Annotated in this window: 14 protein-coding genes; 10 read left to right on the forward strand and 4 right to left on the reverse strand. The window is 68.5% G+C overall.

Annotated elements, in window-relative coordinates; translation table 11 throughout:
* Positions 1-68 precede the first annotated feature (68 nt).
* The 9 genes from pal to ACRDNQ_RS12190 all read left to right on the forward strand — a co-directional run bounded on the left by pal (position 69) and on the right by ACRDNQ_RS12190 (position 9,203).
* On the forward strand, positions 69-590 hold the full coding sequence (pal, locus tag ACRDNQ_RS12150) for a peptidoglycan-associated lipoprotein Pal (RefSeq protein ID WP_431828912.1): 522 nt from the start codon (positions 69-71) through the stop codon (positions 588-590).
* Positions 591-601: 11 nt separating this feature from the next.
* Positions 602-1,429, forward strand: coding sequence for a tol-pal system protein YbgF (gene ybgF, locus ACRDNQ_RS12155; protein WP_431828913.1), 828 nt, complete (start codon positions 602-604; stop codon positions 1,427-1,429).
* Positions 1,426-2,661 (forward strand): tRNA lysidine(34) synthetase TilS, encoded by a 1,236-nt coding sequence (gene tilS / locus ACRDNQ_RS12160; protein WP_431828914.1) that lies wholly within the window; start codon positions 1,426-1,428, stop codon positions 2,659-2,661. The genes ybgF and tilS overlap by 4 nt, the downstream gene beginning before the upstream one ends.
* Positions 2,662-2,747: 86 nt before the next feature.
* On the forward strand, positions 2,748-4,664 hold the full coding sequence (ftsH, locus tag ACRDNQ_RS12165; RefSeq protein ID WP_431828915.1) for an ATP-dependent zinc metalloprotease FtsH: 1,917 nt from the start codon (positions 2,748-2,750) through the stop codon (positions 4,662-4,664).
* A 116-nt stretch (positions 4,665-4,780) separates the two neighbouring features.
* Positions 4,781-5,383 (forward strand): MOSC domain-containing protein, encoded by a 603-nt coding sequence (locus ACRDNQ_RS12170; protein ID WP_431828916.1) that lies wholly within the window; start codon positions 4,781-4,783, stop codon positions 5,381-5,383.
* Between the two features lie 157 nt (positions 5,384-5,540).
* Entirely contained in the window at positions 5,541-7,217 is a 1,677-nt protein-coding gene (locus tag ACRDNQ_RS12175; RefSeq protein WP_431828917.1) for a formate--tetrahydrofolate ligase, read from the forward strand.
* Positions 7,218-7,286: 69 nt separating this feature from the next.
* Positions 7,287-7,604: a chorismate mutase gene (locus ACRDNQ_RS12180; RefSeq protein WP_431828918.1), complete on the forward strand. Its 318-nt coding sequence runs from the start codon at positions 7,287-7,289 to the stop codon at positions 7,602-7,604.
* Positions 7,601-8,491 (forward strand): bifunctional methylenetetrahydrofolate dehydrogenase/methenyltetrahydrofolate cyclohydrolase FolD, encoded by an 891-nt coding sequence (gene folD / locus ACRDNQ_RS12185; protein ID WP_431828919.1) that lies wholly within the window; start codon positions 7,601-7,603, stop codon positions 8,489-8,491. The genes ACRDNQ_RS12180 and folD overlap by 4 nt, the downstream gene beginning before the upstream one ends.
* Before the next feature lie 61 nt (positions 8,492-8,552).
* Positions 8,553-9,203 carry a CDGSH iron-sulfur domain-containing protein gene (locus ACRDNQ_RS12190; protein WP_431828920.1) on the forward strand — a complete coding sequence of 217 codons (651 nt, stop codon included), beginning with the start codon at positions 8,553-8,555 and terminating at the stop codon, positions 9,201-9,203.
* Between the two features lie 48 nt (positions 9,204-9,251).
* Here the strand turns inward: ACRDNQ_RS12190 and pdeM are convergent, their stop codons facing one another.
* Positions 9,252-9,929 (reverse strand): ligase-associated DNA damage response endonuclease PdeM, encoded by a 678-nt coding sequence (gene pdeM / locus ACRDNQ_RS12195; RefSeq protein ID WP_431828921.1) that lies wholly within the window; start codon positions 9,927-9,929, stop codon positions 9,252-9,254.
* Between the two features lie 38 nt (positions 9,930-9,967).
* A complete protein-coding gene (locus ACRDNQ_RS12200; protein ID WP_431828922.1) occupies positions 9,968-12,406 on the reverse strand; it encodes a ligase-associated DNA damage response DEXH box helicase in 2,439 nt (812 codons plus the stop codon).
* 279 nt (positions 12,407-12,685) lie between these two features.
* Between ACRDNQ_RS12200 and ACRDNQ_RS12205 the strand changes: the two genes are divergently transcribed.
* Entirely contained in the window at positions 12,686-13,186 is a 501-nt protein-coding gene (locus tag ACRDNQ_RS12205) for an Lrp/AsnC family transcriptional regulator (protein WP_431828923.1), read from the forward strand.
* A gap of 3 nt (positions 13,187-13,189) precedes the next feature.
* On the opposite strand, the gene ACRDNQ_RS12210 is transcribed toward ACRDNQ_RS12205, so the two are convergent.
* Together ACRDNQ_RS12210 and ACRDNQ_RS12215 are read right to left on the reverse strand one after the other, a co-directional pair.
* Positions 13,190-13,984: a Hint domain-containing protein gene (locus ACRDNQ_RS12210; protein WP_431828924.1), complete on the reverse strand. Its 795-nt coding sequence runs from the start codon at positions 13,982-13,984 to the stop codon at positions 13,190-13,192.
* A 241-nt stretch (positions 13,985-14,225) separates the two neighbouring features.
* Positions 14,226-14,375, reverse strand: coding sequence for a hypothetical protein (locus ACRDNQ_RS12215; protein WP_431828925.1), 150 nt, complete (start codon positions 14,373-14,375; stop codon positions 14,226-14,228).
* Positions 14,376-14,454 lie beyond the last annotated feature (79 nt).

Here is a 14,454-nt window from a genome sequence, read left to right on the forward strand (position 1 = left end):
AGCCCGCAAGCGATGATAAGCTGACGGCAAGAGCGGACACAAAACAAACCATGAGCAGGACAAACAACATGAAACTGGCACGACATGCGGTCCTTCTGGCCGTGATCCTGGGCCTGGCGGCCTGTACCAATGCGGACCGTTTCGGCGGGGCGGGCGGCGCCGGTGGCGCTGGGGGTGCGGGCGGGATCGACGCCTCGATGCTGGGCAGCGCAAGCGATCCGCGTTCGCCGGCCTACTTCCAGCAGACGGTCGGGGACCGGGTACTGTTCACGGTCGACCAGCACACCTTGACGGACGAGGCCCGGGCGATCCTTGTCGGACAGGCCCGCTGGCTGAACGAGAACATCGACTACAACGCCATCATCGAAGGCCATGCCGACGAGCGCGGCACCAGGGAATACAACCTCAGTCTGGGCGCCCGCCGGGCCGCGTCGGTTCAAAACTTCCTGATCGAGCAGGGCGTGCGCCCCGGCCGTCTGAAGACGATCACCTACGGCAAGGAACGCCCGCTGGCGATCTGCTCGGACGAGGCATGCTATGCCCAGAACCGCCGCGCGGTGACGGTCCTGACGACCGGCGCGGGCTTCTGAGGGCCTGACGCATGAGGCGCGCGCTTTGCCTTGCGGTGATGATCGGCCTCGCGGTCCCGGCCTTCGCGCAGGACCGCGAACAGACGCTGGCCGACATCCGGCAGGACCTGACCCAGCTCAACGTCGAGATCCAGCGTCTTCGCCGCGAGCTGTCGACCACCGGCAACTCGGGCATGACGCTGGGCGGCACCGGCGTGACCGGCCAGCTTGATGCGATCGAGGCCGAGCTGTCGCGCCTGACCAGCCAGACCGAGGCGCTGCAGAACCGCGTCGACCGCATCGTGACCGACGGCACCAACCGTATCGGCGACCTCGAGTTCCGTCTGGTCGAGCTTGAGGGCGGCGATCTTGGGGCCCTGGGGGCGACATCCACGCTGGGCGGCGGAGACCTTCCCGCTGTGGCCGCGCCCACGCAGCCGGCCACCCAGCCGCCGTCAGGCGGGGGCGCTCAGCTTGCCGTCAGCGAAGAGGCCGACTTCCGCCGCGCCAAGGACGCCTATGACGCTGGCGACTATGCCGCCGCGGTTCCGCTGTTCCAGACCTTCACCGACACCTACCTGGGCGGTCCGCTGACCGGGGTCGCGCATTACCTGCGCGGCGAGTCGCTGTCGAGGCTTGGGCAGGACACCGCCGCCGCGCGGGCCTATCTGGAAAGCTTCTCGGGCTCGCCGCAAAGCGAGGTGGCGCCGGCGGCGCTTCTTCAGCTTGGTCTGTCGCTCAACCGTCTGGGCCAGCAAAGCGAGGCCTGCGTGACGCTGGGTGAGGTCACGGCGCGCTTCCCGTCCTCGCCCGCCTCGATCGAGGCGCAGGCCGCGCGCACGAGCCTTGGCTGCGTGTGAGGTCTGAAGGCGGCCTGATCGAGCGGCTGAGGTCGCATTACCAGACCTTGCGGCCCGACCGGATCGGGGTGGCCGTCTCGGGCGGGTCCGACAGTCTTGCGCTTCTGCATGTCGCGCGGGTCTGGGGCGGACCCACGGTGGAGGCTGTGACGGTCGACCACGGTCTTCGGCCCGAAGCGGCGGACGAGGCGGCCCATGTCGGCCGCCTCTGCGCCGGGCTGGGCGTGCCCCACACGGTCCTGCGCTGGGGCGCCTGGGACGGGAAGGGCAATCTTCAGGAACAGGCGCGCCGCGCCCGCTATGGGCTGATCGCGGACTGGGCGCGGGCGCGCGGCCTGCCGTCCGTCGCGCTGGGCCACACGATGGACGACCAGGCCGAGACCGTCCTGATGCGGCTGTCGCGCGAGGCGGGGGTCGAGGGGCTGGCCTCGATGCGGCTGGTCTTCCAGCGCGACGGCGCGCGCTTCGACCGGCCGTTCCTGTTCGACCGCCGCGCCGACCTGCGCGCCTATCTTCGGGCGCAAGGGATCGACTGGATCGAAGACCCGTCGAACGAGGACGAGGGCTTTGAACGGGTGCGCGCCCGGCGGGCACTTGCGCAGCTTGATCCGCTGGGCATCGGGGTCGACCAGCTTTTCCGCGTGGCGCTGAACCTGCGCGATGCCAGCGACGCCCTCGCCCAGACGGCGGCGAGGTTCGCCCGCGAAAAGGTCAGGGCGGCGGGGGGCGATCTGGTCTTCGACCGCACCGCGCTGCGTGCCCAGCCGGCCGAGATCCTGCGACAGCTGATGGCGCATGCGCTGATGTTCGTGGGTGCGGCCGAAACCCCGCCCCGGCGCGATCCACTCGAAGCCGCGATCGGCCATGTCGTGTCGGGGGGCACCATGACGCTGCACGGCTGCCGCGTCATGGTCAGCGACATGACGGTGCGGATCACGCGCGAACATGCGGCGGTGGCGGACCTGCGCGGTCCGACCGACGCCCCCTGGGACCGGCGCTGGCGTCTGCACGGTCCGCATGCGCCGGACCTTGAGGTGAGGGCGCTGGGCGAGGCGGTGAAGGACTGCCCCGACTGGCGTGCGACCGGCCTGCCGCGGCCGACCCTTCTGGCCTCGCCGGCGGTCTGGTGGGGCGACGCGCTTGTCGCCGCCCCGGTGGCCGGCCTTGCCAACGGCTGGACGGCCGATGCGCCGGGTGCGGCGGATTTCGCCGCGGCGTTGATCTCGCATTGAACATCCCCGGGGGATGTCTATCTTACCCGCAGGGCTGTGCGCGCCCGCATGCGCGAACGCCGATGACCATTCGCGGGAGATCCTCCTTGGGTAATGCACGCAATATCGCCTTCTGGGTCGTGCTCTTTCTGCTGATACTGGCGCTGTTCAACCTGTTCAGCGGTGGCCAGTCCACCATGAGCTCGCGCTCGATCAGCTATTCGGAATTCGTGTCGGCCGTGGACTCGGGCGAGGTCTCGTCGGTCACGCTTGACGGCGAGCGGATCACCTTCCGCGGCGCGGACGGCAACGACTATACGACCATCCGCCCCGAAGGTGCCGACATCACCGACCGTCTGATCGAACAGAACGTGACGGTGAATGCGCGCCCGCAGGAGCAGTCGGGCTTCACCACGGTGCTGATGACGTTCCTGCCGTTCCTGATCCTGATCGGTGTCTGGATCTACTTCATGAACCGGATGCAGGGTGGTGGCCGCGGCGGTGCGATGGGGTTTGGCAAGTCGAAGGCGAAGCTGCTGACCGAAAAGCACGGCCGCGTCACCTTCGACGATGTGGCCGGCATCGACGAGGCCAAGGAAGAGCTTGAAGAGATCGTCGAATTCCTGCGCAACCCGCAGAAGTTCAGCCGCCTCGGCGGCAAGATCCCGAAGGGCGCGCTTCTGGTGGGCCCCCCGGGCACCGGCAAGACGCTGCTTGCGCGCGCCATCGCGGGCGAGGCGGGCGTGCCGTTCTTCACCATCTCGGGCTCGGACTTCGTCGAGATGTTCGTGGGCGTCGGCGCCAGCCGCGTGCGCGACATGTTCGAACAGGCCAAGAAGAATGCCCCCTGCATCGTCTTCATCGACGAGATCGACGCCGTCGGCCGGAGCCGCGGCGTGGGGTACGGCGGCGGCAACGACGAGCGCGAGCAGACACTGAACCAGCTTCTGGTCGAGATGGACGGCTTCGAGGCGAACGAAGGCATCATCATCATCGCCGCGACAAACCGTCCCGACGTGCTTGACCCCGCGCTTCTGCGCCCCGGCCGCTTCGACCGCCAGGTGCAGGTGCCAAACCCCGACATCAAGGGCCGCGAGCGGATCCTGGGCGTGCATGCCCGCAAGGTGCCGCTGGGTCCCGACGTCGACCTGCGCATCATCGCGCGGGGCACGCCGGGCTTCTCGGGCGCGGATCTTGCCAACCTTGTGAACGAGGCGGCGCTGATGGCCGCCCGCGTTGGCCGGCGCTTCGTGACGATGGAAGATTTCGAAAACGCCAAGGACAAGGTCATGATGGGCGCCGAGCGCCGCAGCATGGTCATGACCGAGGACGAGAAGAAGCTGACCGCCTACCACGAGGCGGGCCACGCGGTCGTCGGTCTGAACGTCCCGCAGCACGACCCCATCCACAAGGCCACGATCATCCCGCGCGGCCGGGCGCTGGGCCTTGTGCTGTCGTTGCCCGAGCGTGACCAGCTCAGCGTGACCTACACCAAGTACAAGTCGAAGATCGCCATGGCGATGGGCGGCAAGGTCGCCGAGGAACTGGTGTTCGGCAAGGAGAACGTGACCTCGGGCGCGGCGTCGGACATCCAGCAGGTGTCGCGCATCGCCCGCGCGATGGTCACGCAGTTCGGCTATGCCGAAGAGCTTGGTCATGTCGACTATGCCAATGAGCAGCAAAGCTTCCTTGGGTCCTATCAGGGGCAGACCAACATCTCGCCCGACACCCAGCGGCTGATCGACCAGAAGGTGCGCGAGATCGTCGACGAGGGCTATGCCACGGCCAAGCGCATCCTGACCGAGAAGCGCGACGACCTCGAGCGGCTGGCGCAGGGCCTTCTGGAATACGAGACGCTGACCGGTGACGAGATCACCAGGGTGATCGCGGGCGAGCCTCTCAAGCGTGGCGACGACGACGACACGCCGTCGAAGACCCCCGACCGCCCGTCGTTGACGGCGATCCCCAAGACCAAGCCGAAGGCCAAGCCCGACGGCGGACTCGAGCCCGAGCCCACCGCCTGAGGCCACGGCAGGTTTGACCAGGAAACCCCCGGGACGGAAGTCGCAGGGGGTTTTCGCTTGAAACGGATTGCGCGCCGCAGGGCTGGGGCCTATTCGCCTTGGCAAGGAGACCTGCCATGCCCGCCCTCAAGCCCACATCGTTTTCCGCCCGGATCGTCTGGATCGGCCGCGTCGATGACCGCGCGGCGACGCTGCGATCTTCGGCCCTGCCCGAGGTCTTCGCCTCCTTCGCCGGCGTCGAAGGCGAAGAGCACGCCGGCCTGACCCGCCCGGCCTGCAGCCGCGTCCGCGCGCAGCACCCCCGCGACACGGTGATCCGCAACGTGCGCCAGTTCTCGGTCGTCTCGGCCGAGGATCTGGCGGCGGTCGCGGCGAAGATGGGAATCGACGCGATCGACCCGGGCTGGGTCGGCGCCTCGCTGGTGATCGAGGGCATTCCCGACTTCACCCATGTGCCGCCCGCCTCGCGTCTTCAGGGGCCCGATGGCGTGACGCTGGTCGTCGACATGGAGAACCGTCCCTGCCACCTGCCCGCGAAGGTCATCGACGAAGACGCGCCGGGCCATGGCAAGGCCTTCAAGGGAGCGGCCGCCGGGCGGCGCGGCGTGACCGCGTGGGTCGAGCGCGAGGGATGGTTGCGGCTGGGCGAGACGCTGCGCCTTCACATCCCGGATCAGCCGGTCTGGCCGCATCTCGCGGCGGCCCGCGCGGGCGGCTGAGCCGCATCGGCGGCACGGGTTTCCGATCGGCGCATTGCGCGCGGCGCATTTACGCGGGCAAGCGTCGGAAACCAAGCTGTGCCCGCGTCGTCCGCACCGTAAACCCATGCAAAGGGCATCGCCGTCCGACCGGGGCGGCCAGCGGAGGGACAGGGAGATGGGCGTGAAGTCCGATATCGAGATCGCGCGCGAAGCGAAGAAGAAACCGATCCAGGAGATCGGCGCGAAGCTGGGCATCCCGTCCGAGCATCTGCTGCCCTATGGCCACGACAAGGCCAAGGTCGGACAGGACTTCATCGCCGGTCTGGCCGATCGCGCCCCGGGCAAGCTGATCCTTGTTACCGCGATCAACCCCACGCCCGCGGGCGAGGGCAAGACGACGACGACCGTGGGCCTTGGCGACGGGCTGAACCGCATCGGCAAGAAGGCCGCGATCTGCATCCGCGAAGCCTCGCTTGGGCCGAATTTCGGGATGAAGGGCGGCGCCGCCGGCGGCGGCATGGCGCAGGTCGTGCCGATGGAAGAGATGAACCTTCACTTCACCGGCGATTTCCACGCGATCACCAGCGCCCACAACCTGCTGAGCGCGATGATCGACAACCACATCTACTGGGTCAATGCGCTGGACATCGACGCCCGCCGCGTGGTGTGGCGCCGGGTGATGGACATGAACGACCGCGCGCTGCGCGACATCGTCGTGTCGCTGGGCGGGGTGGCGAACGGCTTTCCGCGTCAGACCGGTTTCGACATCACCGTGGCCTCCGAGGTCATGGCGATCCTGTGTCTTGCGACCGATCTCAAGGATCTGCAGCGCAGGCTGGGCGATATCGTGGTTGCCTATCGCCGCGACAAGACGCCGGTCCACGCCCGTGACCTGAAGGCTGACGGGGCGATGACCGTGCTTCTGAAGGACGCGATGCAGCCGAACCTCGTGCAGACGCTGGAGAACAACCCGGCCTTCGTTCACGGCGGGCCCTTTGCCAATATCGCGCATGGCTGCAACTCGGTCATCGCCACGACGACGGCGCTGCGGCTGGCCGACTACGTGGTGACCGAGGCGGGATTCGGCGCCGATCTTGGTGCCGAGAAGTTCTTTGACATCAAGTGCCGCAAGGCCGGGCTGAAGCCCGCCGCGGCGGTGATCGTCGCCACCGTGCGCGCGATGAAGATGAACGGCGGCGTCGCGAAGGCCGACCTCGGGGCCGAGAACGTGGCCGCCGTGCAGGAGGGCTGCGCCAACCTGGGCCGCCACATCGAGAACGTGAAGGGCTTCGGCGTTCCGGTCGTGGTGGCGATCAACCACTTCGCCGGCGACACCGAGGCCGAGATCGCCGCCGTGAAGGCCTATGTCGCGGGTCTTGGGGCCGAGGCGATCCTGTGCAAGCACTGGGCGCAGGGCTCGGCCGGGATCGAGGATTTGGCGCGCAAGGTGGTGGAACTGGCCGATGGCGGCAGCGCCGAGTTCGCGCCGCTTTACCCCGACGCCATGCCGCTTTTCGAGAAGATCGAAACGATCGCCACGCGCATCTACCGCGCGGGCGCGGTCACGGCCGACAAGTCGGTGCGCGATCAGCTCAAGGCCTGGGAGGCCGCCGGTTACGGCGACCTGCCCGTCTGCATGGCGAAGACGCAGTATTCGTTCTCGACCGATCCGGCCCTGCGCGGCGCGCCCGTGGGCCACACGATCCCCGTGCGCGAGGTGCGGCTGTCGGCCGGGGCGGGCTTCGTCGTGGCGATCTGCGGCGAGATCATGACCATGCCGGGCCTGCCAAGGGTGCCGTCGGCCGAGGTCATCCGGCTGGATGACGACGGTCGGATCGAGGGGCTGTTCTGACGCCGTGCCGCGTTGCGGCAGGCGGCCGGGCGCGTTAGGACGGCGCCGACCGAACACCCGGAGGCCCCGATGAAGCGACCCGAGGACTGCACCGACATGGCCGACATCCGTGCCGAGATCGACCGGATCGACGAGGCGCTGGTGCGGCTGTTCGCGGAACGTGCGACCTATATCGACCGCGCGGCCGAGGTGAAGGCCACCGCGGACCTGCCCGCGCGCATCGGATCGCGTGTCGAAGAGGTGGTGCGCAACGTGCGCGGCCATGCCGAGACACACGGGCTTCCGCCCGATCTGGTGGAAAAGCTCTGGCGGCGGCTGATCGACTGGTCGATCGCGCGGGAAGAGGCCCGTCTTGGGCCGGACAGCCTGAGGAAGGACGGGGAATGACCGCACGGGTGATCGACGGCAAGGCCTTCGCGGCCACCATTCGCGGCAAGGTCGCAGGGCATGTGGCGCGGCTGAAGGCCGACCACGGCATCACGCCGGGGCTGGCCGTGGTTCTGGTGGGCGAGGATCCGGCAAGCCAGGTCTACGTCCGCAACAAGGGCAAGCAGACCGCCGAGGCGGGGATGGCGTCCTTCGAGCACAGGCTTGACGCGGGCACCTCCGAGGCCGACCTTCTGGCGCTGGTCGCGCGGCTGAACGCCGATCCGACCGTGCATGGCATCCTCGTGCAGTTGCCCTTGCCAGGGCACATGAACGCCGAACTGGTGATCAACGCGATCGACCCCGCGAAGGACGTGGACGGCTTTCACATCTCGAACGTCGGACTTCTTGGAACCGGTCAGAAGGCCATGGTGCCCTGCACGCCGCTGGGCTGCCTGATGCTGCTGCGCGACCTTCACGGCGACCTTTCGGGGATGGAGGCCGTGGTGATCGGCCGGTCCAACATCGTCGGCAAGCCGATGGCGCAGCTTCTTCTGGGCGACAGTTGCACGGTGACGATCGCCCATTCGCGCACCCGCGACCTGCCGGCCGTGGTGCGGCGGGCCGATATCGTCGTCGCCGCGGTGGGCCGGCCCGAGATGGTGACGGGCGACTGGATCCGCCCCGGCGCCACGGTGATCGACGTGGGCATCAACCGGATCGAGACTGACGGCAAGACGCGGCTTGTGGGCGATGTCGACTATGCCAGCGCGGCCAAGGTCGCGGGCGCGATCACGCCGGTTCCGGGCGGCGTGGGTCCGATGACGATCGCCTGTCTTCTGGCCAACACCGTCACCGCGGCCTGCCGCGCCAATCGGCTGCCCGAACCCGAGGGCCTGACTGCCTGAGCCTTGACCCCGCCGCCTGGCACGCTTCTTCTTGGGAAAGCCACGCAACGGGAGGGGCCCCATGGCCAAACGCCGCAGCTACGCCGGACGCGCCATCGAGATCAGCTTCGACATGGAGCGCTGCATCCATGCACGGAACTGCTTCCTGAAACTTCCACAGGTCTTCGATCCTGCCCGAAAGCCCTGGGTCGATCCCGATGCCGCCCCGGCGGAAGAGATCGCGGCGATGATCCGCACCTGCCCGTCCGGGGCGCTGGCGTTCCGCCGCCTCGACGGCGGGCGCGACGAGACCCCGCCGGTCCTCAACCGCGTCGCCGTGCTTGAAAACGGGCCGCTGGCCTTCGCCGGCGACCTTCGGGTCGACGGCGAGGCGATGACCCGCGCCACGATCTGTCGCTGCGGGGCGTCGGGATCCAAGCCTTTCTGCGATTACGCCCATGTCGCCGCCGGCTTTGCCGCAACGGGCGAGCCGCCCGCGAAGGACGGCGACGCCGGGACGGACGACCGCGGCGGCGTGCTTGAGATCACGCCGCTCGAGAACGGGCCGTTGCAGGTGAAGGGCGCGGTCGAGGTCACTTCGGGCACCGGACACCGGCTGAACGTGACGAAGACAGTCTATTTCTGCCGCTGCGGAAACTCGGCCAACAAGCCCTACTGCGACGGCAGCCACAAGCGCGTCGGCTTCACGGCGGCGGGGCCGAAGGCGGGCTAGATCCCGGCCGGCACCATCGCGCCCAGCCTCAAGGCCACGTCGCGACGGTCATCCGGCGGTCTCGGCACGGGGCAGGGGCAATGCCGTGACCCTCGGTCCGGTAAGAAGCGCCTTCGCGCCCGGGCCGAAGAGGCGCGACAGGACCGGGTCGGTCCAGCCAAGCCCGCCGGTATAGGTGCCGTAGGCCGGCAGCATCACCCGGTGCGCGTCAATCAGAAAGCAGGGGCGCGCGATCATCCGGCCCTTCACCACGACACGGGCCTTCGGGTGGTAGTGCCCCGAGATTTCCCCGGTGCCGCTGGGCCGCGCGGAATGACGAAAGGTCAGGGGGCCGGCGCGCAGCTCGGCCCTGTGGGTGCCGCCCAGATCGACCGGCCCCGGATCGTGGTTGCCTTCGATCCAGACCCATGTCCGCCCCGCCTGCAGCCGGGCGATCCACAGGCGCTCGTCCTCGTCGAGGCCCTGCACCGAAAGAAGATCGTCGAAGCTGTCGCCCAGGCAGATCACGGTTCGCGCCCCGGTCGCGGCGATGTCGGCATCAAGGCGCGACAGCGTCTCGCGCGTCTCGTAGGGCGGCAGCATCGTGCCGCCGCGCCGGGCGACGCGGTCGGACTTGCCCAGATGCAGGTCGGACACGCAAAGAAGCCGCTCATCGCGCCACCAGAGCGCGCCCGAGGGCAGCGCGGAAAGCGTGGTGCCGGCAAAGGGGAAGTCGTGGGCGTTCATGCTTCGTTCGTGCCGCAGCGGCGCGCCTTTGTCCAGCCTCACCACGGCACGCGCCAGCCGGGTTTCGCGGGTTCGGCGATGCCCGCGATCTCAAGAACGCGCTCGGCCTCTTCGGCCAGCAACCGTTCGTTGGCCAAGCCCTGGATCGGCACCCGGCCGGGTTCCAGGAACAAGGGCGCGGCCAGCGGCGTCACGCGGGGCAGGGTGACGTGGTCGATTCGGCCGCGCGTGCGGGCCAGCATCTCTTCGATGCGGCCGAAGTCGACAAGGCCCTTCAGCGCCTCCTCCCGGGTGATCTGAAGCATCAGGTGGCCGGGGTCGTATTTCAGAAGCGTGTCATAAAGGATGTCCGAGGAGAACGTCGCCTGCCGACCCGACTTCCGGGCCTGCGGCAGGTTGCGCTCGAGCAGCATCGCGATCGTGGCCGAAGCACGGAAGGTACGCTTCATGACGGCGTTTCCGGACAACCAGGTCTCGAAGGCGGTGCGCAGGTTCCCGGCCTCGAAAAGCGGCGCGGGATCCGTCAGACGGTCAAGGCCCCAGATCAGCACGGCATAGTCGGTTGACACGAACCCCATCGGCGCCAGCCCCATCTCCTCCATCCGCGCGGTCAGCAGAAGTCCAAGCGTCTGCATCGCGTTGCGTCCGGCGAAGCCATAGACCACGGTCTGTTCGCGCCCGTCATGGGGGAAGCTCTCGATCAGCAGCCGGTCGGCGCGCGGCAGCCGCGACACCTCGCGCTGAAGCCGCAGCCAGTCGCGGGTGTGGGAAGGCAGCGCCGGCCAGTCGTCCTGATCGAACATTCGCAGGATGCGCGCCGAAAGCTGCGTGGAGGTCGCGAACTTCGTGCCCATGAAGGTCGCGATCTTGGGTGGTTTGTCGGCGCGGCGGGTGACTTCCACGGTCATCTCGCGCAGCCCCTCGTAGCGCACGACCTCGCCGCCGATCAGGAAGGTGTCGCCCGGGGTCAGGGTGGCGGCGAATCCTTCCTCGATCTCGCCCAAGGGCTTGCCGCCCATGCGGTTCTTCAGCCGCACCTTCAGCGTATCGGTGTCCTGGATCGTGCCCGCGTTCATCCGGATCCGGGCGGCCGCGCGGGGGTCGCGCAACTGCCAGAGGCCATCGGGGCGGCGTTGAAGGCGCTGCCAGCGGTCATAGGCCCGAAGCGCGTAGCCGCCCGTCGCGACCATGTCGAGACAGGCGTCGAAGTCGTCCCGCGACAGACCGGCATAGGCGCCCGTGGTCAGGACCTCGGCAAAAAGCGCGTCGGCGTCGACCGGGCCGGCGCAGGCGCATAGCAGGATGTGCTGGCACAGCACATCGCGGGGGCCCGGCCCGCGCGGCTCGCCATCAAGGTCATGGGCGCGCACGGCCTCGAGGGCGGCCACGCATTCGACGATCTCGAAGCGGTTTGCCGGAACCAGAAGCGCCTTCGAGGGCGCGTTGTAGCGGTGGTTCGCCCGGCCGATCCGCTGGACCAGGCGCTTGACGTTCTTCGGCGCGCCGACCTGGATCACGAGGTCGACATCGCCCCAGTCGATCCCAAGGTCCAGCGATCCGGTGCAGACGATGGCACGCAGCTGCCCCGCCACCATCGCGGCCTCGACCCTCTCGCGCTGCTCGCGCGAGAGCGAGCCGTGGTGGATGCCGATCGGCAGGCTATCGTCGTTCTGCAGCCACAGCCGGTGGAAGAACAGTTCCGCCTGTGCCCGCGTGTTGTGGAAGATCAGCGTGGTGCGGTGCCGCTTGACCTCGCGCAGGACAGCCGGGATGGCGTAGGCTGCGCCGCCGCCCGACCAGGGTGGGGCGGCATCGGCGTGCAGCATCGCGATGTCGGGCTCGGGGCCAGGATCGGCCAGCAGGATGTCGCAAGGATCGGGGTGTCGCGCCAGAAGCCGGGCGATGGCGGCGGGGTCCTCGACAGTGGCCGACAGGCCCACGCGGCGCAGCCCGGGGCGCAGCGCCTGAAGCCGGCTCAGCGCCAGCATCAGCTGATCGCCGCGCTTCGATTCCGCCAGCGCATGGATCTCGTCGACGATCACCCGCGACAGCCCGGCGAAGATGCGCGGCGCATCCTCGTAGCTGATCAGAAGCGCCAGGCTTTCCGGCGTGGTCAGCAGGATCTGCGGCGGATCGGCGCGCTGGCGGCGCTTCTGCGTCTGGCTTGTGTCGCCGGTACGGTCCTCGATGCGGATCGGCAGTCCCATCTCGGTGACGGGCGTCAGGAGATTGCGACGGATATCCGCCGCAAGGGCCTTGAGGGGCGAAACGTAAAGCGTGTGGAGCCCGTCGTGCCCGCCCCCGGCCAGTTCCGCCAGCGTCGGCAGGAACCCCGCAAGCGTCTTGCCCCCGCCGGTCGGTGCGATCAGCATGAGAGACGGATCAGCCACGCGGTCCAGCATGGCCTGCTGGTGCGGGTGGATCGTCCAGCCGCGTTGCGCGAACCAGTCCTGGAAGGTAGGGGGCAGGTCCATCATGCCGCACAGAGCTAGTCCGTCGCGCGGCCGCGCGCCAGCCTGCGCGCAGGGTTGCGCTGCCGCGCCTCCCATTTTTCCGTGCGTCGGCTTGCCGCGTCTTCTCTTTCCAAATACTCCCGCCGGAGGCGCCGGCCGCAGGCCGGTTGCGAGGACCGCAAGGGCGCGGCCTGTGCCCGACGGTCCCGAAGTCTGGATAATCTTGTTGCGCATTTGGGAAATATTGTTGCGCGCACGCCCCGTCTTGCCTAAGTTTGCGAAAAATCCTCAGGGGGACCGCGCATGCCCGGCCACAAGCTGGACCCGATCGACCGAAAGATTCTTGCCGAGCTTCAGTCCGATGGCCGGATGACCAACGTCGAGCTTGCGCGACGGGTCGGCATCTCGGCACCGCCTTGTCTGCGGCGGGTGCGCACGCTCGAAGAGGCCGGCTATATCCGCGGCTACCACGCCGACGTCGATCCCCGCGCGCTGGGCTTCGAGGTGCAGGTCTTCGCGATGGTCGGGCTCGTCAGCCAAGCCGAAGCCGACCTGTCCGCGTTCGAGGCGCGCTGCCGGGCCTGGTCGCTCGTGCGCGAATGTCACATGCTGAACGGCGAGGTCGATTTCATCCTGAAATGCGTGGCCCCGACCTTGTCGGCCTTCCAGACCTTCCTGACCGAAGAACTGACGGCGGCCGACAACGTCGCCAGCGTCAAGACCTCGCTCGTGATCCGTGGCGCCAAGGACGAGCCGGGCGTGCCCTTCGACGTGCTCGAAGAGCGCATCGCCCGAACGGCCTAGACCTCAGGGCAGGTCGTCGGCCTCGGCGAGGCGCGGCCAGAGGGTCCGCCCGAAGCCCATCGCCCGGTCGAGGTGCGGAAAAAGCGTCAGGAAGACCGCGCGCATCTCGGCGCTAAGGCTCAGGGCATGGTCGGGGGCCGGGTGATAGGTCTCGACCTCGACGCCGCCGGCAAGGATCGTGGCATGGCCTTCGGCCAGCAGATGATAGACGCGCACCGGCTGCACCGGCGAAACCGCGATCACCGCGTCGCCGTCCACATCGGCGTCAAGGCGCTGGAGGGCCGCCTCGCAGCCGCACCGGGCCCGCACCTCTGCGCCGCGAACCAGGCGGCGCGCGGCCGGGCCGAAAAGCAGATCGCGCGCCGGTCGGCCGGGACCGAAACTGTCGGCCGTCACGCGCGTCAGGCGCGGGGGCTCGCCGCTGGCACTGGGGGCGCCCGGCACCAACGTGATCGCCCCTTTCCACAGAAGCCGCGTTTCGGCCCCGTTGCCGCAGATCAGCGTCATGCCTGGCAGAAGGTCCTCGACTGCGATCTCGCCCTCGGTGGTCAGAAACGGCACGCCATGCGCGAACGCCGAGAAAGCCTCTTCAAAGGCGGGAAGCGCCGCGGCGATCTCGATCCGGCTTTTCGTGTCCCCCTCGGGTGTCAGCCAGTCGATCTCGTACCGGCGGGCAAGCGGCAGGCTGCGCGGCGTGCGGCGGACGACCTCGCCGGCCTGCCAGATATCGCTGGGGGCGGCAGGTTGCCGGCTGGCTTCGCCAAGGCGAAGCCCGGACTCGGGGCGGCTATAACTCATGCGATCAGTCCTCACGGTCTGGTCACATCTGCACCGGCCCCCACCGAAAACTGCAGAGAGACGAGTGGACTGTCGCACGTCGCCAATGAGGCTGTCAAAGAATGCCTTGGATTGATCGAAGCGGTCAGAGCAATCCGGGACGCTCCCTCCGGTTTGTTTCCGGGCTGGTGCCGATGGCCCCTTTTGCGCCACATTGGCGCGAATCGGGGGTCGATGAACAGGCCAGCGCTTAGGTCAGCGCTTAGGCCGGCGCGCCTTCGGCCCCGCCGTCGTTGCACGACGGGTCGGTGTCCGCCGGTCGGCTCCGGTCCCCACGTGCCCAGGGCAAGCGCACGGTTTCTCGAAGGGCGGCTTCTTCCAGCGCCGCGAGCCAGCGTTTCTTCATCGCCATGTCACTGCTCCATATCTGACGGCTTGTTGCCGGATCGGGAACAGTGTGTCGGCCGATTGTGGCGCAATACAGGCAGGCA

Origin of the sequence: Saliniferula longa, from assembly GCF_050789285.1 — a bacterium.
In the GTDB taxonomy this organism is placed as follows: domain Bacteria; phylum Pseudomonadota; class Alphaproteobacteria; order Rhodobacterales; family Rhodobacteraceae; genus CAVPWP01.